This window comes from Massilibacillus massiliensis (genome assembly GCF_900086705.1).
Lineage (GTDB): Bacteria > Bacillota > Negativicutes > FLKF01 > FLKF01 > Massilibacillus > Massilibacillus massiliensis.
Genome location: NZ_LT575483.1, coordinates 1,971,941 through 1,990,544, shown reverse-complemented (window position 1 = coordinate 1,990,544; position 18,604 = coordinate 1,971,941). Strand labels below are relative to the sequence as shown.

The window sequence follows — 18,604 nt, the reverse complement described above, 5'->3', positions numbered from 1 at the left end:
CCCCTTAACTATTTTATTGACAAGAATCAGCATAGCGTTGGCTATGGATGATTCTTCCTTACGCCTTTATTATAGCGCAAATAATTGAAAAAGTCAAAAGGTCAAAGTAGAGAATTTAATAAAATTTTAAGAAAAATAAAAGACTCCAATAAAATTTAGTATGACTTTTTAAAAGGGAAATATGTAGTGTGTATGATCATTGATACATGAAGTAAAAAATCAAAAAAGTAATACTATGTAAAAATAATTACACGAAAACAATAAAGATCTGAAAGACTTTAGCTGAATTTATTTACTTGTAGAAACTCTATTTCCGTCATTTATCAAGTGTTTGAAAATATCTAAATCGTATGGTCAGCATGTTTCCTTGATGGAAGGAAATAGATGAACTATGCTATGAATGGAATGATTGCTAAACTAAAATTAAGCCAGAGGGGTGATGACATGAATACACCAAACGAGCGAATTTTAAAAATTTTTAAATTGTTGATGAAACATGATGCAGGTATTACAGGCGAAGAATTGTCCAAACTGGTGGGGGTATCGTCAAGAACCATTCGTAGTGATATGAAGAGTTTGCATAGTTATTTGAAAGATAAGGGGGCGGCGGTTCACTCAACGAGTAGAGCTGGCTATAGTTTGATTGTTACGAATCAAGAGTCTTTTAAAGAAATGGGGTTTATCGATCAAGCAGTAAATAGAGTGAATTTAACATCAAACGAGGCGAGGGTGTTTTATATTATTAAAAAACTGTTGTTTAATGCATTGCAGAATAAGCAAATTACGCAAATGGATTTAGCAGATGAGATGTTTATTAGTATATCAACACTGAAACTCAGCCTGAAAGAAGTCGAGAAAAAAATAGCAAAGTATGCCCTTCGGGTTATTCGTTATAAAAGTAAAGGGATACAGATTTCAGGGAATGAAGCCCAGCTTAGATATTGTATTTCGGAGTATATATTTAATCGCGAGCAGCAGGCGTTTATTTATACAAATCAATTTTATCGAGAGTTTTTTAAAGAAATTGCGCTGGATAAAATTCAAGAGATTATTCTTGCTGTAACAGCCGCCAAATCTATGAAATTGACGGATATATCGATTAAAAATCTATTGATTCATACGGCGATTGCAATTAAACGAGCTAAATATGAAAATCAAATTGTGTATACGATTAGTCAGGCAAAAAAGATTGAAAAAACAATAGAATTTCAGGTTGCTAAGGGAATCATTGAGGAAATTTACAAACAGTTAAATATCGATATTGCAATGAGTGAAATTTATTATATTGCACAGCATTTAATTGCAAGTAAAAAATATTTAGATGTAAGTTCTGAGGAACCGACAGATCATATTGAAGATATGCTGAAGCAGATTTTATTTAAAATAGATGAAGTTGTGAAAATTGATTTTTCTAGTGATCAAAATTTAATCAAAGGACTGATGCTCCATCTCAAAGCCGCGCTTACAAGAATGAAATTTCAGATGAATATTCGGAATGAAGTTTTAGAAGTGATTAAAAGTGAATATCCATTAGCTTTTCAGATCGCAGTAATTGCAAGCAGTGTCATTGAGAAAATGGAAACGATTCATGTAGATGAAAATGAGATTGGGTATATTGCCATTCATTTTGGTGCGGCTTTAAGCCGTAAAGGGATAAAAGATGAGGCAAATTTAAAGAAAGCAATTATTGTATGTGCAACGGGAATTGGGACTGCAATTTTAATAAAAACCAAAATAGAAGAACATTTTAAAAATCAGATTCAAGTCGTTAAAACGATAGCTGGGTATGAACTTGATGAAATCGCAGTAAATGATATTGATATCATTTTGACAACGATACCGATAGAACATATACAGTCTGAAAAGATTATGCGCGTAACAAATTTATTAAATAAAAATGAATTAGACAGCATTGAGAATTATCTTTTTAGGGCGGGGATACATGAGGAGATCGCGTATGAGAAATTTTTCAGTGAAGATTGTTTCTATAAAAATATGCCGTTTAAAAATAAACAAGAAGTTTTAGATTTTATGACAAATGAGATGATCAAGAGAAAGTATATGAGTGAGCAAACCAAACTTTCTGTATTTGAAAGAGAAGGAGCATCATCCACTGAAATCGGCAATTTAGTCGCAATACCGCATCCAATGTATAACGATATGGATCTATCTTCGATTGCAATTTTGATTTTGGATAAACCGATTCTATGGGATGAACAGCCTGTGCAAGTCGTGTTTTTAATCAATATAGCAAAAGATAACGCTGCTTTATGGGAAACTGTTTTTTTGAAATTGTTTGAATATTTGGTTAAAGAAAATGGAGTTAAGGCTCTGATTAGAGAAAAATCTTATCAAAAATTTATGAAAAGTTTTAGGAGAAGGTGGACTTTGTGAATATAGAAGGGTTTATTACAACAGATCTAATTCGCCTTAAGGAAAATGTGAGCGACAGGAAAGCGGCAATTCGAAAATTAGGACAGTGTTTGCTGGAAAAAGGGTATATAAAACCGGCATATATTGAGAATGTTTTAAAAAGAGAAGTCAATTTTCCTACAGGAATAAAGTTGCTGAAAAATGGAATTGCCATACCACATGCAAGTCCCGAAAAAACTGTAGTGAAAAATGGAATTGCGATATTGCAATTGGCTGATTCAGTTGTGTTTCATCGCATGGAAAATAGTGATGAAACCGTGGCGGTCAACCTGATATTTTTGCTGGCATTAAAGGAAAGCAATCAGCATTTAACGATGCTGCAAAAATTATTTGCAATGTTGCAGGAAGAGAGCTGTATTGATGTATTGTTAAATTCCAGTAACGAAGAAGAAATTAAAAATCTGATGCTAAGTAAGTTAAAAGATAAATCTGAGGAGGAACGAGTATGAAAAAAGTAATTGTAGCTTGTGGTGGTGCGGTAGCAACATCGACCGTTGCGGCAAATGAGATTAAAGAGCTGTGCAAGGCAAATGGTATTGAAGTGGAAATTTTACAAATTCGAATGTCTGAAATTGAAAGTAGTTTACAAGGGATAGATTTAATTGTAACTACGATGAAAATCAAAAGAGATTATGGGTTGCCCTATGTAAATGGTATGGCTTTTTTAACGGGGATCAATAAAGCAGAAACAGAAGAGAAAATATTAGGATATTTAAAATAATTTTTAACTCTAATAAAACTTATGGGAGGGTGCATTTATAATGGAAATATTATCTTTTGTACAGTACTTTGTAGATTTGGGACCGGCAGTTATGCTGCCAATTGTTATTTTTATTGTAGCGTTATGCTTAGGGCAATCCATTGGTAAAGCTTTAAAGTCTGGTATTTCGATTGGCATTGGTTTTATTGGTATTGGATTGGTAATTAGTTTAATGCTAAATAATTTGGCAAAGGCTGCAGTTGCCATGTCTGAAAACTTTGGTATTAGCATGAGTATCATTGATATTGGTTGGCCGGGGTCTTCACCCATGACATGGGCAAGCGATATTGCATTGGTTGCAATTCCAGTTGCTATTGCAGTCAACCTGGTCATGCTGGCATTAAGAATGACGAGAGTCGTTAATATTGATATTTGGAATATTTGGCATTTTGCTTTTACAGGTGCACTGGTTCATATTGCAACCGGTAGCTATGCCCTTGGTATTGTCGGGGTTATCCTACATGCGGCATTTGCTTATAAGCTGGGCGATTGGTTTGCACCAATTGCAGAAGATTATTTCGGATTAGAGGGCATTGCGTTGCCACATGGTACAACTGGTTACCTCGCACCAATTTCAGTACCCATTAATTGTTTATTAGATAGAATTCCAGTGATTAAAGATATTAACATTAATCCGGGGCAAATCGAAAAACGATTTGGTGTTATTGGTGACCCTGCAATTATGGGAGCCATTATGGGCGTTATGATTGGGATTCTTGCAGGATATGATGTACGGGGAATCTTAACGTTGGGTATTCAAATGGCCTCGGTTATCATTCTTATGCCACAGGTAGTAAAACATATTATGACCGGGTTGCTTCCTGTTTCAGAAGCAGCAAAAGCAATGTTACAAAAGCGTTTTAAAAATAGTAAATTCTACATTGGCCTTGATTGTGCATTGCTACTTGGGGACCCGGTCGTGGTAACAGCTTCGCTTTTGTTTATTCCAATTACGATATTTTTAGCAGCAATTATTCCCGGAAATCAAATTCTTCCTTTTGGTGATTTAGCAACGATTGGTTTCTTTGTAGCAATGGCGGTTGGGGTTCATGGTGGAAATTTGTTTAGAACCATCATTACTGGCTCGGTGGTCATGAGTTTTACAATTTGGATAGCAAACCAGACGATTGGTTTACATACAATATTAGCAAAAAATGCAGGCCAATTGACAGATGCAAGTGCGAAAATTGCCTCTCTTGACCAAGGTGGCAGCCCCATTACTTATATTTTAACGCAAGTATTCCATACAACAAATGTAACTGGACTCCTTTGTGTTGGCGGTTTTTATCTTGCTTGTGTCGTATTTACTTATTTTTGGTATAAAAAAGGACAACAGAAAATGGCTGTTGCTGAGGTTAGGGAAGTTCAAAAGGGGATGGCTAAATAATGGCAACAATGAAAGCATTGGTTGTAGAAGGTATGAAAAAACTTGTTTATCAAGATATCCCAAAACCTGAAGTAACAGCTGATAAAGTGTTGATTAAAGTAAGAGCGTGTGGGATTTGCGGTTCTGATATCCCAAGAGCAAAAGATGGTGGCGTGCATCAGTATCCTATTGTCATTGGACACGAGTTTTCTGGAGATATTGTGCAAGTCGGATACAAGGTAGCCAATTGTAAGATCGGAGATCGGGTGACAGCGGCGCCGCTCATTCCCTGTGAAAAATGTGAAAACTGTCAAAAGGGAAAACCTGCAATGTGTACACAGTATTCCTTTATTGGTTCCCGAGAAAATGGCGCAATGGCAGAATACGTTGTTGTACCAAGTAAAAATGTTATAAAAATATCGGAAAAAGTAAGCTATGCGCAAGCGGCATGTATAGAACCAATCACTGTTGCCATTCATGGGGTGGAAAGAGCAACGATTCAAGGTGGTAAAAAAGCAATTGTCTATGGCTGTGGTACGATTGGTATTTTGGTGATGCAATGTTTATTAGCAAAAGGCATAGGAAAAGTATATGTGATAGACATTGATGATTATAAGTTAGGGTTGGCTAGAAATTTGGGCGCTTATAAAACGATCAATCCATTGCATACAAACGTAAAAGAATATTTTTCTGCGCATGGAAAAGTTGATTATATTTTTGAAACTGCTGGTATTAACTTTATTCAGAATGAAGTATTAACGCTGGTAAATAAATTAGGCACGATTGTTTATGTAGGTACGGCGCACAATGATGTAAACATTGAAGCAAAAAACTTTGAATTGATTTTACGTGGTGAGCTGCAGGTAACTGGTTCATGGATGAGTTATTCTGCACCGTTTCCTGGTACAGAGTGGACAGCAGCCGTTGAGTATTTGGATTCCGGAAAAATCAAAGTGGATGATATGATAACGCATAAATTTAAATTAGAAGATGGGTATAAAGCTTTTGAAACAATGCTCAGTAAGGATGAAAAATCTTTAAAGGTAATGTATGTTTTTTAAATAGCTAAAATTAAAGGCTCACCCAATAGGCTAAGTGAGAATTCACAAAGCTAGCAAAGGAGAGCCTTTATTCTTTAAATTTCAGGAGGTTTTGTAAATGAAAACAATCGTATCGACCAGAGAAATGTTAATGAATGCACAAAAAAATAAATATGCAGTACCTGCGTTTAATATTCATAACTTAGAAACGTTGCAAGTTGTTGCTGACACTGCAAAAGAAATGAAGTCACCGGTTATTATTGCGGTAACACCATCAACGATTGATTATGCACGAGCTGAGTATGTGGTAGCAATGGCAAACTCGGCCGCAAAAAACACGGATACTCCAATTGCAATTCATTTAGATCATTTTGAAGACATTTCAAAAATCAAACAGGCGATTGATGTGGGCTTTAAATCATGCATGATGGATGCTTCAAAAGAAGCCTTTGAGGAGAATATTGCAAAAGTAAAAGACGTGGTAGCTTATGCACATCGATACGATGCAACGGTAGAAGCCGAACTTGGTAAACTCGTTGGGATAGAAGACGACTTGGTTGTAGATGAAAAAGACAGCATGTATACCAATCCTGAGGATGCAGCAACTTTTGCCCGGAGAACAGGAATTGATTCCCTGGCTATTGCTATTGGTACAGCACATGGATTATATAAAGGAAAACCGAAACTAGATTTTGAACGTTTGCAAAAAATTAGAGAAAAAGTAAGGATTCCATTGGTATTACATGGAGCTTCTGATGTACCGGATGCGTTAGTAGAGCAGGCAATTTCAATGGGGATTTGCAAAGTAAATATTGCTACTGATCTAAAAATTCCATTTTCTAATGCAATAAAAGATTACTTTATCCAAAATCCAAACGCCAATGATCCTAGAAAATATTTAACACCGGCAAAAGAGGCAATGAAAAAAATTGTGCAGCATAAAATTAAAATATGTGGCAGTTCTGATCGATATTAGATAGCCTTAGACATCATAGGAGGATAGGTAAATGGTTTTAGTGGTGAATTTAAATGCTTCGATGGACAAACGTTATGAAATTGCCGATATTGCCAAAGGTAAAGTGATAAGAGCGAAGCATGTTGAGAATACACCCGGCGGAAAAGGAATCCATGTTGCAAATGTCATGACCATTTTAGATGAAGCGTGTATTGTGACAGGATTTCTTGGAGGAAAAACGGGAACTTTTATTGAAGAAAAATTAAGAGCGTACGGAATAAAACAAGACTTTGTAAAAATCCAAGGAGAGACACGATCGTGTTTGGCTTTTATTTCGGATGATGGAATACAAACAGAAATATTAGAACCAGGACCAGAAATTACTGCTGCTGATCAGCAGTATTTTATCGATACATATAGTGAACTGATTCATGCGGTCGAAATTGTTGTTATTTCAGGAAGTGCTCCTAAAAATGTGCCAAATGATTTTTATGAGCTTTTAACGGGAATTGCCAAGGAGTATGGAAAAAAAGTATTTTTAGATGCAAGTGGTGAACTTTTAAAAAATGGGATACAAGCTAAGCCCTATTTTATTAAGCCTAATCAGGATGAAGTTGAAGCGCTGACTGGACGGAAGATTCGAAATATCCATGATGCAATAAATGAAATAAGAAATTTTCTTCAATTTGGTATTCAAATCGTTGTCATATCTTTAGGTGCCGATGGAGCTGTTATTGGATATAGGGACAAAATATATAAAGTAGATGTACCAAACGTAAAAGCGATAAATCCAATCGGCTCGGGAGATGCCTATGTAGCTGGCATGGCAGTTGCTGTGCAGAAAGAATATCCGCTACTGGATGCACTTAAATTTGCTTCTGCCTGCGGAACTGCAAATGCCTTGGAAGAAGAAAGTGGATTTGTTAGAAAAAGTGTAGTTGATGATTTACTTCAGCACATTATCATCAAAGAAATCTAAGCATTATGTACATGATAAGAAAAAGGGAATGTAAAATCGTTTACAGTAATTGAAAACGATTTTACATTCCCTGATTTTTTATCTTTAAACGATTTTTGTTGTCCAACCTTCGACGTTCCATACATCGGTTACCCAGCCTTCATAAAATTCAGGTTCATGGGATACGAGGAGAATTGTGCCTTTAAAATCCATTAAGGCGCGTTTTAGCTCTTCCTTTGCTTCCACATCTAAGTGGTTTGTCGGTTCATCTAATACCAGTAAATTAATCTTGCTTTGCATAACTTTGCACAGGCGGACTTTGGCAGCTTCGCCGCCGCTTAAAACCATCATTTTACTGGTGATGTGTTCGTTGGTTAAACCACAGTTAGCGAGTGCGGCACGTACTTCGTAGTTACTCATGCCGGGATACTGGGCCCAAACATCTTCAAGCGCTGTATTATCATTGTCGCGGCTAGATTCTTGCTCAAAATAACCTGGTTCTAAAAATTCACCGAGTTCTATTTTACCGGAAATTGGTTGGATTTTTCCAAGTAATGTTTTAAGTAATGTAGTTTTACCTAAGCCATTTACGCCGCGAATGGCAATCTTTTGTCCGCGTTCAAGTACGATATCGACGGGCTTTGTGAGTGGTTCGTCATAACCGAGTACAAGCTGCTTGGCTTCGATTACGAAACGACTTGGTGTTCTTGCTTCTTTAAAATGAAAATGAGGTTTTGGCTTTTCTTTTGGTTTTTCGATGATTTCCATTTTGTCTAAACGTTTTTGCCGGCTGTTTGCCATGCCGCGTGTAGCAACACGGGCTTTATTTCTGGCAATGAAATCTTCTAAACGGTCAATTTCCTGCTGTTGTCGTTCAAACGCAGCATTTTCTTGTTTTTTACGCATTTCATGCATCGCTTGAAATTGTGTATAGTCGCCGGTATATCGTGTTAAAGTGGCATTTTCAACATGATAAATGACGTTGATTACATTATTTAAAAATGCGATATCATGTGATACGAGAATGAAAGCATTCTCATAGTTTTTCAAATAATTCGTCAGCCAGTCAATATGCTCTACATCTAAATAGTTTGTCGGTTCATCGAGAATTAAAATCGTAGGGTTTTGCAATAAAAGTTTTGTTAATAAGACTTTTGTGCGTTGTCCGCCGCTAAGATCCGTTACGTCTTTATCCAGTCCGATATCACGTAAGCCAAGACCATTGGCGATTTCTTCAATTTTCGCGTCGATCATATAAAAACTGTTGTGGTCTAAAATATCTTGAATTTCGCCGACATCCGTCATCATTTTGTCGAGTTCGTCTGAAGCAGCGTCACCCATCTTATCGTAAATTCCGATCATTTCGGCTTCTAATTTGTACATTTCATCGAAAGCCGTACGGAGTACTTCACGAATGCTCATTCCTTTTTTTAGCACAGCATGCTGATCTAAATAACCAACAGTTACACGATTTGACCAAGTGACTTTTCCTTGATCGGGCTGTAATTGCCCGGTAATAATATTTAGAAAGGTTGATTTTCCCTCGCCATTTGCTCCGATCAACCCAACATGTTCACCTTTTAATAATCGGAAGGAAGCGTCCTCCAAAATGGTTCTTGCACCAAAACCATGTGATACATTTTCTACATTTAATACGCTCATCGTAGCCACCTATCTATTAAAATAATTATATTTATTGTAGAATATCGTATTATCTGTGGAAAAGCAAATATTTATTTATATAATGGAAAAGCAATAGAGAAGTTTATGAGAATTTGCGTATTTCGTTGTAATAAAACAAAGAGAGGATGATGCAGTTTTTTGGTGCATCATCCTCTCTTTGTTTTATCAAATTACATATGTGTTAAAAGTATTTTAAGTGCAATGCGTTTCTCAGGAGAAAGTTCACGGATGAGTTTTAACAGAAAGGGATCAATATCTTGTTCATCTTTTTGATGATTAGGCAGAATTTGAGCTTCTGTTCCGAAGTGATCCAAGTCTTCAATTTTTATATGGAGCGCATGGCAGATTTTTAATACATTATCCACAGCCGCACCGCCAATGGATCCGTTTAAAATAGATAATAAAGTTGTGTAGGGCATGTTAATTTGCGTGGCAAATTCTTTTAAATTATAACCATGCGATTTTATAAGCGATTTAATATAATCCTCTCGAGTCAAAATAGTATACACCTTCTTATTCTAAGTTCTGATACGCTCTAACATTTTAGTTCACGCGTATACAGATAACTTAGCAAATTTTATATGCAGACAGATAAAATACTTATCGCTGCTACAGCCGATTTTATCTGATGTTGTGTGAAGGAAAAGTGGTTAATTTATAAAATAAAACATTTATATTATATCATAAGATATATTTTAAAGTAAGTAAATGACAAAACGAAAAAACATAATAATATAAAATATTTTACGAAATTACGTATTGACAGTACGAAATATTATGATAATATTTATATTAAATACAATATTTAGTTTTTAAAATCAAAATGTCGGTGAAGGAAGCTGAGAAGTTTCAGGTGATGAATTTCTGAAAAAGGAGTGTGAAGTAAAAGAGATTTAAACCGCTGAATATTCTGAATATTAAAAATCTGTGTGTATGACCTATGTTTATGAAAATTCATTAAACTGAATAGGGGGGCATGAAAAATGGATGGAGTCTTATTAGGAGAATTTATCGGAACTGCAGTACTATTAGCCTTTGGTTGTGGAGTTGTGGCCAATGTATCTTTAAAAAAATCAAAAGGTCTTGGTGGTGGACCCATTGTTGTTTATACAGGATGGGGAATGGCAGTGGTTATGGGAATCAGTTGCGGGCTTGCCGTCGGAAATACAGGAGACTTGAATACAGCAGTAACTTTCTACAAATTATTGATGGGAACATATTCATTATCCGTCGCAATTCAAATTATGATTGCACAGCTTCTCGGCGGAATTGTTGGCGCAACGATTGTTTGGCTTGCTTATTTGCCACATTGGGAGGCTACGGAAGATAAGGCTACAAAGTTGGGGGTTTTTTGTACGATTCCTGCGATCCGGAATTATGGTGCAAATGCGCTTTGTGAATTTCTTGCCAGTATGCTGCTGTTCCTTATTTTCATATCTTTTGGCAATAAATTCGTTTCCGGGACCAATGGATTTATTCCAGGAATGGGTACGTATATGGCTGGATTAGCAGTCTGGGCAGTGGGGTTGTCGTTTTGCGGGCCTACAGGATATGCTGTAAATCCAGTTCGTGACCTTGGACCGCGTATTGCACATGCAATTTTACCGATTTCCGGCAAAGGTGATTCTGATTGGAGTTATTCTTGGGTTCCCATTGTTGCACCGATGGCTGGTGCTGTAGCGGCAGTATGGATAGCCAAAATATTTGCAATTATATAAATTTTAATCTACATAAATTCTTAATATTCTAAACATTGAGAATATTATCTTTAAAATCTATAAAATGGAATGGGGAGTGAAGCGAAATGGCAACCAAATATGTGATGGCACTGGATGCCGGAACTACCAGTAATCGTGCGATTATTTTTGATCATGAGTCAAATATTATAGCCATGGCACAACGAGAATTTACACAAATTTTTCCAAAGCCGGGCTGGGTTGAACACGATGCTGAGGAAATTTGGAGTACGCAGATTACTGTAGCCAAAGAAGCGGTTGAGCGGGCTGGCATATTAGAAAGTGATATTGCTGCGATTGGAATCACCAATCAACGGGAAACGACGGTTATCTGGGAACGGGCGACAGGAAGACCTATTTATAATGCAATTGTCTGGCAATCCAGACAAACTGCTGGAATTAGTAATGAATTAAAGAAAAACGGATTAGAAAAAGAATTTAAAGAAAAAACCGGATTGGTCATTGACGCCTATTTTTCTGGCACGAAAATCAGATGGATTCTTGATCATATTGAAGGTGCCAGAGAAAAAGCGGAAAATGGAGAATTGCTTTTTGGCACAATTGATACATGGCTTCTTTGGAAATTGAGCGGTGGAAAGATTCATGTGACAGATTATTCTAATGCATCGAGGACTTTATTATATAACATAAAAGAATTGAAATGGGATGAAGCGCTTTTAGGATATCTTGAAATACCAGCTAACATGCTGCCAGAAGTAAGAAATTCCAGTGAAATTTATGGATATACAGATCCGGGGATATTTGGTGCTAACGTACCATTGGCAGGAGTAGCAGGAGATCAGCAGGCTGCGCTGTTTGGGCAGAATTGCTTTGAGTCTGGTATGGCAAAGAACACGTATGGAACAGGCTGTTTTATGTTAATGAATACAGGCGAAAAAATGCATCCCTCAGAGAATGGATTAGTTACAACGATTGCATGGGGGATTGATGGAAAAATTAATTACGCGCTGGAGGGAAGTATCTTTATCGCGGGATCTTCTGTTCAATGGCTCAGAGATGGTCTGCATATGATTGAGGCTGCTTCTGATTCGGAATGGATTGCGAAGAAAGTTCCTGATACGGGCGGTGTTTATGTAGTACCTGCTTTTGTGGGACTTGGTGCGCCTTATTGGGATATGCAGGCACGCGGTACGATTATTGGGTTGACACGCGGTACAAAAAAAGCACATATTGTCAGAGCTACGTTAGATTCTATGGCGTACCAGACGCGGGATGTTTTAAATGCGATGGAAGAAGACGCCGGGATCAAGCTTAAAGCCTTGAAAGTAGATGGCGGCGCTTGTGCAAATAATTTATTAATGCAGTTTCAGTCCGATATTTTAGGTGTTCCGGTAGAACGTCCAAAGGTGATTGAGACTACTGCATTAGGCGCAGCTTATCTTGCGGGTCTGGCGGTTGGAGTTTGGAAAGATTATTCCGAATTAAGTAAGAAGTGGATGCTAGATAATTGTTTTACGCCAGAAATGGAAAAAGAAAAAGCGGATAAACTTTATCGTGGATGGCAGCGTGCAGTGAAACATTCCATGCATTGGGAAGAAGCCGAATAATTTTGATTGTAAGGCATGAACAGATCATGCTGGGAGGATTCTCTTGGATAATTTCACAAGAGGATCCTTTCTGCTCGCTTATAAGGTGAATAAAGGGGATGTAATCATGGAGAGAGCGACGGTAATTGTTATCGGCGGTGGAGCAACCGGCGTTGGAATATTGCGTGATTTAGCTATGCGTGGCGTCGATGTATTACTTTTAGAGAAGCTGGATATGGTCAATGGAACCAGTTCCCGCTATCATGGACTTTTGCATAGTGGAGCACGTTACGCTGTAAAGGATCAGGAAGCGGCTAGAGAATGCATAGAAGAAAATGAGATTTTACGAAAGATTGGAAAGTCCTGTGTGGAGGCAACAGAAGGTTTATTTGTCCGTTTACCGGAGGATGATGTGGAATTTGAAAAAAAGTGGGTGGAAGGATGCAGGAATAGTGGAATAGATGCAGTTGCAATTTCACCGCAAGAGGCTTGCCAGTTGGAGCCGAATTTATCACATAAAATTGTGTCGGCATACAGAGTGCCTGATGCTGCAATTGATGGTTTTCGCATGGCGTGGCAAAACATAGATTCTGCGAGGCGGTATGGTGGACGTATTAAAACTTATACAGAGGTTATAAAAATTTTTTCAGAAAATGGTAAAGTAACCGGCGTTGAAGTTCTGGAGCAGTTTACAGGGAGAACTTATTTTATTTATTGTGAATTTGTAGTCAATGCAGCGGGCCCGTGGTCTGGAAAAATTGCTGCACTCGCTGGGCTTGATGTGCGTGTACAACCCGATAAGGGAACATTAATTGCATTTAACCAAAGAATTACGAGTCGGATCGTAAATCGATTGCATGTACCTGCCGACGGAGATATATTTGTCCCGCATGGCTCCATCACAATTTTGGGCACAACTTCTATGGCAGTAGAGAACCCTGAAGATACGAGTTCATCTTTTAGAGAAATAGAAAGTTTGTTGCAAATTGGTGAAAAAACTTTTGAAAACTTGCGTAAATATCGTGTTTTGAGAGTATTTGCCGGTTCCAGACCTCTATATAGTTCGTCAGGCGGTAAGGGACGCGGTGCTTCGAGAGGTTTTGTTATTTTAGACCATGCAGAAGATGGATTATATGGAATGATTACGATTACAGGCGGAAAATTTACGACTTATCGTCTTATGGCAGAAAGATTAACGGATCTGGTTTGTGAGAAATTACAAATATCTGCAGTATGCCGTACTGCGCAGGAACCTTTAATTCAGGATGTATCAGAGCAGTTGAAACGCAAGGCGAAAAAGTACTTTCCCGCCTACGGAACTGCGCTGGCTGCAAATCGATTGGGAGAAGAACGCTTTCAACGTGTAGTGAAGCGGCTAGAAGGAAATCCACAAGAGCGTCAGTTGATTTGTGAATGTGAGAATGTAACATTAGCAGAAATTGAAGAAGTCATGCAAGAAGGAACTAGTTATACAGTGAGTGATATTCGGCGGAAAACAAGAATGGGAATGGGAACTTGTCAAGGGATTTTTTGTGCGATGCGTAGTGTTGGGGTCCTATCACGTTTTGAGAAAATTTCAGGAAAACAAAACTCTCTGCAGCAGTTAGAGGATTTTTTACAAGCACGTTGGAAAGGGATTCGACCTATTCTTTGGGGAAATGCATTGCGAGAAATAGAGATAACGAGAGGAATATACGGCGTCGGATTCAATGTGAAGGGAGGAACTCCGCAATGAGAAAGTCTGATGTAATTGTGATTGGTGGTGGATTTGCCGGCTTGATGGCAGCAGCAGTCAGTGCGAAGCGGGGTAAAAAAGTAACTTTGTTGACCTATGGTTCGGGTTCATTTCCTTTAAATAGCGGCTTAATTGATATTTTGGCAAATCCAATTGATGAGCTGGTTTGTGCTTCTCCAGCAGAGGGAATTACAGCGTTGCCAGAACAACATCCATATAAAAGAGTTGGAATAAAGGTGATAGAAGAAGCGATCGCGTTTTTTTTGACACTGTGCAAGGCGGAAAAATATCCTTATTGTGGTAGTCTTTCAGAGCATCAATGGGTGGTAACTGCTTTGGGAACCATGAAACCATCTTGTCTTGTACCGCGCAGTATGCAGGGGAATGTATGCTTAAAACGGAAGACCATTGTTTTGGTTGGATTTACTGGCTTAAAAGATCATTATATCGATATGATGCAGGAGAATCTACAAAAGACGCTGGGAGAAGAAAATCAGTTTAAATCGATTATGATTTTTACTGATTTGGAGGACGGTAGAGATTTAACAAGCCTTGATATTGCTCGTTGGCTGCATACGAAAGAAGGTTACGAAACGTTTATACAGCAGTTGCGTAAGGTGGCAAGTTCTGATTGCGTTATCGTTTTACCGCAGGTTTTAGGCGTACGTCCAGTCTATGAGATTTGGGAACGTTTACAAGAAGAGTTGCAATGTGAAGTTGTCGAATGTACCGGCTTGCCGCCATCGGTAAATGGTATGAGAATGCGAAGCATGCTGCTGAGGTATTTAAAGAAACATCATGTCGATATTATTGAAAACTGCAAGGTCATGCGTGCGCAGATGAAAGAAGCTGTTTGTATAGCTGTTAAAGCAAAGAGTACAAGTAGAGAAAAAAGTTATGCGGCAGATCATTTTATTTTGGCAACCGGTGGTTTTTATGGCGGTGGTTTGAAGATGGAGAACTTTGGAGAAATAGAAGAAGCTATTTTTGATATTCCAGTTCAGTTTGATGGGGCTGCAGATCAATGGGCAAATGAGAAGATTTTTTCTTCACAAAAGCAGCCTTTTGCATTGGTTGGAATATCTACAGATCAGCAGATGCGTCCATTAGATGCACAGGAAAACTGCTTGTTTAAAAATGTTTTCGTTGTCGGACGGAATCTTGGTGGATATGATTTTTGTTTTGAGCAATCAGGAAATGGTGTGGCATTAGTATCTGCTTATCAGGCAGCAATGTCAATATAGGAGGCGCATCATGAGCACATTAGAAGAAAATCCTAAGGGGACTGCAGACTATTGTACTGCTTGTACATCCTGTATGATTGCCTGCCCAGTAACTGCTGCAACTCGGAAATTCAAGGGGCCCAAACTTGTTGGCCCCGCGCAAAGCAGAATGCATTTTGCAGAAGAGGATGATGAAGCATCGCTTGAGTTTTGCTCAAATTGCAAGAATTGTGATATTTCCTGCCCCTCTGGGGTGGCCATATCGACTTTAAATATGTTGCAGCGTGGTGAATATTATAAAACGCACAGGCATTCTTTAAGAGATTATATTTTGGCGCATAGTGAGCTGATGATAAAAATGGCACGAAGACTGCCGTTGGGGGCTTTTTTTGCGAATTTAGGAGCAGAAATCGGACGGAAATCAGGGATGTTTAAAATGGTGGGAATTGCATCGGAGCGTCCTATGCCCAGCTATGCAAAAAAATCATTTCTTCATCAATTTCGGGAAATAGAGCAGGTTGCGTATGCCGATAAAGTGGTATTTTTCCCAGGATGCTTCGTTAATGAGAACAATCCGGAAGTCGGTCTTGCACTCGTACGAGTTATGCAGCAGAATCATTATGAAGTTATTGTTGATGAAGAATTTGTTTGCTGTGGTTCACCTTTAGTTGTTACAGGTTACTTAGAGGAAGCGAAAAAAAAGGCGTCTAAAAATACTGCAATTCTTCGTAAATGGGCAGATAAAAATTATCCGATTCTGACTTGCTGCACAAGCTGTTCTTTGATGCTTAAACAAGAATATGCGGAGTTGTTTGATTTGCCGGATGTCGATAGAAACGCGGCATTAATTTATGACGCGTGTGAATTTTTATTGGATTTATATGATAAAAATCGTTTGAATCAAAATTTTAATAAATTAACTGAGCACTATATTTATCATGCACCGTGCCATTTACGTGTGCAAGGGATTGGGGCACCGGCACTTGAATTGTTGTCACTTATTCCACATAGTAACGTTGAAAATGCGGATGCGGGCTGTTGTGGAATCTCGGGAAATTATGGATTTAAGGCAGATAAATATGAGATATCAATGGACGTGGGCAGGGAACTTTTTCATCGTATTAAGGCGTCAGTAGCGGATCGCGTGATTTCCGACTGTGGAACATGTCGGGTTCAGATAGAGCATGCAACTGGAGTTCGGGCAGTGCACCCGATAGAAGTGCTTAATCTAGCATATGGTTTAAGCAATCGAATAGATAAAAAATAGAAAGTTTAAATTTTATTTCTCATTTGTTTTGATATTATCATTCATGACATGGTATAATATTCCATAAGAGTATAAGTAGAATGAAAAATAAGATGAATCGTTATATTCATCTTATTTTTGGTACCCCAGACTTGGAATAAAACAGAGAATTTTTCAGTCATGATGAGGGAGATTTTGGCATGAAAAAAGGGTATGTATTGGCTTTGGATGCAGGCACGATGAAAAACCGAGCCGTTATTTTTGATAACGACTCAAATATTGTGTCAGTAGCGCAAAAAGAGATTGTGTCACTCCACCCCCAGCCCGGCTGGGTGGAGCAAGATGCCGAGGAGATTTGGAGTACCCAACTGCTGGTGGTGCAGGAGGCAATTGAAAAATCGGGAATAAAAAAAGAAGACATTGTAGCAATCGGAATAACAAATCAGCGAGAGACGACTGTGATATGGGACAGGTTTACGGGAAGACCGATTTATAATGCCATCAGCTGGCAGTCGCGACAGACGGAGGATATTTGCTGTAACTTGCGAAGCATGGGATTGGAAGAGGAGTTTAGGCAAAAAACGTCGCTGATTATCAATTCGTATTTTTCCGGTAGTAAAATACGTTGGATTTTGGATCATGTAACAGGTGCAAAGCAGCGTGCAGAAGATGGAAAGCTGCTTTTTGGAACAGTGGATACGTGGATTATGTGGAAGCTTAGTGGAGGAAAAATTTTTGCGACAGATTATTCTAATGCATCAAGAACGTTACTTTACAATTTGCGTGAATTAAAGTGGGACGAGGATCTATTACGGTATTTAAAAATCCCGCAGTGTATGCTGCCTAAAGTTTGTTCTTCAAGCGAGGTCTATGGATATACCGATCCAGCGGTTTTTGGTATGAAGACACCGATTGCGGGAGATGCCGGTAATCAGCAGGCAGATTTATTTGGACAGGGGTGTTTTGATCCGGGTATGGCGAAAAATACTTATGGAGAAGGTTCTTTTTTCCTCATGAATACGGGAAGCAAATTTTATCAATCCAATAATGGGTTAATTACAACAATTGCTTGGGGGTTGAAGAACGAAATTACATATGCACTTGAAGGCAGTGTTTTCGTTGCTGGGGCGGCAATTCAATGGTTGAAAAGCGGGTTAGGAATTTTGGATACTCTGGCAGAATCAGAGTGGCTGGCTAAAAAAGTGGGGGATACTGGCGGGGTATATTTCGTGCCGGCGTTTCGCGGGCTCAGTGCGCCTTATTGGGATATGCAAACTAGCGGAATGATGATCGGTCTGAAAAATGATACGACAAAATCACATATTGTTAGAGCTGCGCTGGTTGCGATGGCCTATCAGGTACGCGACGTCGTGGAGGCGATCGAATCGGATACGAAAATGAAAATTGAGGATTTAAAAGTGGATGGCGGCGCGAGTAATAATAATCTGCTGGTACAATTTCAATCGGATATTTTAGGCGTTCCTATTAAGCGATCTCGGATTAGAGAAACAACTGCATTAGGTGCTGCATATTTTGCCGGATTAGCGATTGGCGTTTGGAAAGATACAGAAGAATTGAAAAATAAATGGCAAGGAGACGCTTGTTTTAAACCACAAATATCGGAGCATGAGCGGGAAACTTATTATAGTGGTTGGCAAAATGCGGTTTCTCATGTTATGAGATGGGTTGATAAGGCATAAATGCTATACACAAATTTCCATTAAAAACAAAAGTACGATCGTAAAGAACATGAATATATAATGTTAAAAAAATATTGCGTTTATTATAATTATCTGTTACAATGATAAAAATTGTAATTAGAAAAAAACAATGAAGAGGAAAAGTAAGCTTAGTTTGGATTATTCCAGAGAGTCGGGGATGCTGGGAACCTGATATAAGAAGGTAAGCTGAAGTTCGCCTTG

The 18,604-nt window shown here is 38.3% G+C and carries 15 protein-coding genes and 1 other annotated feature (1 of these 16 only partly in view); of the genes, 13 read left to right on the top strand and 2 right to left on the bottom strand.

Annotated features, from left to right (window positions below):
* The first annotated feature begins 384 nt into the window (after window positions 1-384).
* From BN6559_RS09550 to BN6559_RS09520, 7 genes are all read left to right on the top strand, one after another.
* Window positions 385-2,394, top strand: a complete 2,010-nt coding sequence (locus tag BN6559_RS09550; RefSeq protein WP_110954498.1) for a BglG family transcription antiterminator — start codon at window positions 385-387, stop codon at window positions 2,392-2,394.
* Window positions 2,391-2,882 (top strand): PTS sugar transporter subunit IIA, encoded by a 492-nt coding sequence (locus BN6559_RS09545; protein ID WP_199883896.1) that lies wholly within the window; start codon window positions 2,391-2,393, stop codon window positions 2,880-2,882. Before BN6559_RS09550 ends, BN6559_RS09545 begins: the two co-directional genes overlap by 4 nt.
* Complete coding sequence (gatB, locus tag BN6559_RS09540; RefSeq protein ID WP_110954496.1) at window positions 2,879-3,154, top strand: PTS galactitol transporter subunit IIB; 276 nt, start codon at window positions 2,879-2,881, stop codon at window positions 3,152-3,154. Before BN6559_RS09545 ends, gatB begins: the two co-directional genes overlap by 4 nt.
* Before the next feature lie 40 nt (window positions 3,155-3,194).
* Complete coding sequence (locus tag BN6559_RS09535; RefSeq protein ID WP_110954495.1) at window positions 3,195-4,580, top strand: PTS galactitol transporter subunit IIC; 1,386 nt, start codon at window positions 3,195-3,197, stop codon at window positions 4,578-4,580.
* The gene (locus BN6559_RS09530; RefSeq protein ID WP_110954494.1) at window positions 4,580-5,620 is read left to right on the top strand and encodes a galactitol-1-phosphate 5-dehydrogenase; all 1,041 of its coding nucleotides are present in this window, start codon (window positions 4,580-4,582) and stop codon (window positions 5,618-5,620) included. The genes BN6559_RS09535 and BN6559_RS09530 overlap by 1 nt, the downstream gene beginning before the upstream one ends.
* Window positions 5,621-5,717: 97 nt before the next feature.
* Window positions 5,718-6,575, top strand: coding sequence for a tagatose bisphosphate family class II aldolase (locus BN6559_RS09525; protein ID WP_110954493.1), 858 nt, complete (start codon window positions 5,718-5,720; stop codon window positions 6,573-6,575).
* A 31-nt stretch (window positions 6,576-6,606) separates the two neighbouring features.
* A complete protein-coding gene (locus tag BN6559_RS09520) occupies window positions 6,607-7,533 on the top strand; it encodes a 1-phosphofructokinase family hexose kinase (RefSeq protein ID WP_110954492.1) in 927 nt (308 codons plus the stop codon).
* 84 nt (window positions 7,534-7,617) lie between these two features.
* On the opposite strand, the gene BN6559_RS09515 is transcribed toward BN6559_RS09520, so the two are convergent.
* Together BN6559_RS09515 and BN6559_RS09510 are read right to left on the bottom strand one after the other, a co-directional pair.
* Window positions 7,618-9,174 carry an ABC-F family ATP-binding cassette domain-containing protein gene (locus BN6559_RS09515; protein ID WP_110954491.1) on the bottom strand — a complete coding sequence of 519 codons (1,557 nt, stop codon included), beginning with the start codon at window positions 9,172-9,174 and terminating at the stop codon, window positions 7,618-7,620.
* 191 nt (window positions 9,175-9,365) lie between these two features.
* A complete protein-coding gene (locus BN6559_RS09510) occupies window positions 9,366-9,692 on the bottom strand; it encodes a helix-turn-helix domain-containing protein (RefSeq protein WP_110954490.1) in 327 nt (108 codons plus the stop codon).
* 486 nt (window positions 9,693-10,178) lie between these two features.
* Here BN6559_RS09510 and BN6559_RS09505 point away from each other — a divergent pair, with 486 nt between their 5' ends.
* The 6 genes from BN6559_RS09505 to glpK (BN6559_RS09480) all read left to right on the top strand — a co-directional run bounded on the left by BN6559_RS09505 (window position 10,179) and on the right by glpK (BN6559_RS09480) (window position 18,382).
* Complete coding sequence (locus tag BN6559_RS09505; protein WP_110954489.1) at window positions 10,179-10,913, top strand: MIP/aquaporin family protein; 735 nt, start codon at window positions 10,179-10,181, stop codon at window positions 10,911-10,913.
* Between the two features lie 86 nt (window positions 10,914-10,999).
* Complete coding sequence (gene glpK / locus BN6559_RS09500; RefSeq protein ID WP_110954488.1) at window positions 11,000-12,499, top strand: glycerol kinase GlpK; 1,500 nt, start codon at window positions 11,000-11,002, stop codon at window positions 12,497-12,499.
* A gap of 106 nt (window positions 12,500-12,605) precedes the next feature.
* Window positions 12,606-14,213 carry an anaerobic glycerol-3-phosphate dehydrogenase subunit GlpA gene (gene glpA, locus BN6559_RS09495; RefSeq protein WP_110956357.1) on the top strand — a complete coding sequence of 536 codons (1,608 nt, stop codon included), beginning with the start codon at window positions 12,606-12,608 and terminating at the stop codon, window positions 14,211-14,213.
* A complete protein-coding gene (gene glpB, locus BN6559_RS09490) occupies window positions 14,210-15,457 on the top strand; it encodes an anaerobic glycerol-3-phosphate dehydrogenase subunit GlpB (RefSeq protein WP_110954487.1) in 1,248 nt (415 codons plus the stop codon). Before glpA ends, glpB begins: the two co-directional genes overlap by 4 nt.
* Window positions 15,458-15,467: 10 nt before the next feature.
* Window positions 15,468-16,703 carry an anaerobic glycerol-3-phosphate dehydrogenase subunit C gene (locus tag BN6559_RS09485; protein WP_110954486.1) on the top strand — a complete coding sequence of 412 codons (1,236 nt, stop codon included), beginning with the start codon at window positions 15,468-15,470 and terminating at the stop codon, window positions 16,701-16,703.
* 179 nt (window positions 16,704-16,882) lie between these two features.
* Window positions 16,883-18,382, top strand: coding sequence for a glycerol kinase GlpK (gene glpK, locus BN6559_RS09480; RefSeq protein WP_110954485.1), 1,500 nt, complete (start codon window positions 16,883-16,885; stop codon window positions 18,380-18,382).
* A gap of 121 nt (window positions 18,383-18,503) precedes the next feature.
* Window positions 18,504-18,604, top strand: a binding site (T-box leader) (it continues 154 nt past the right edge of the window).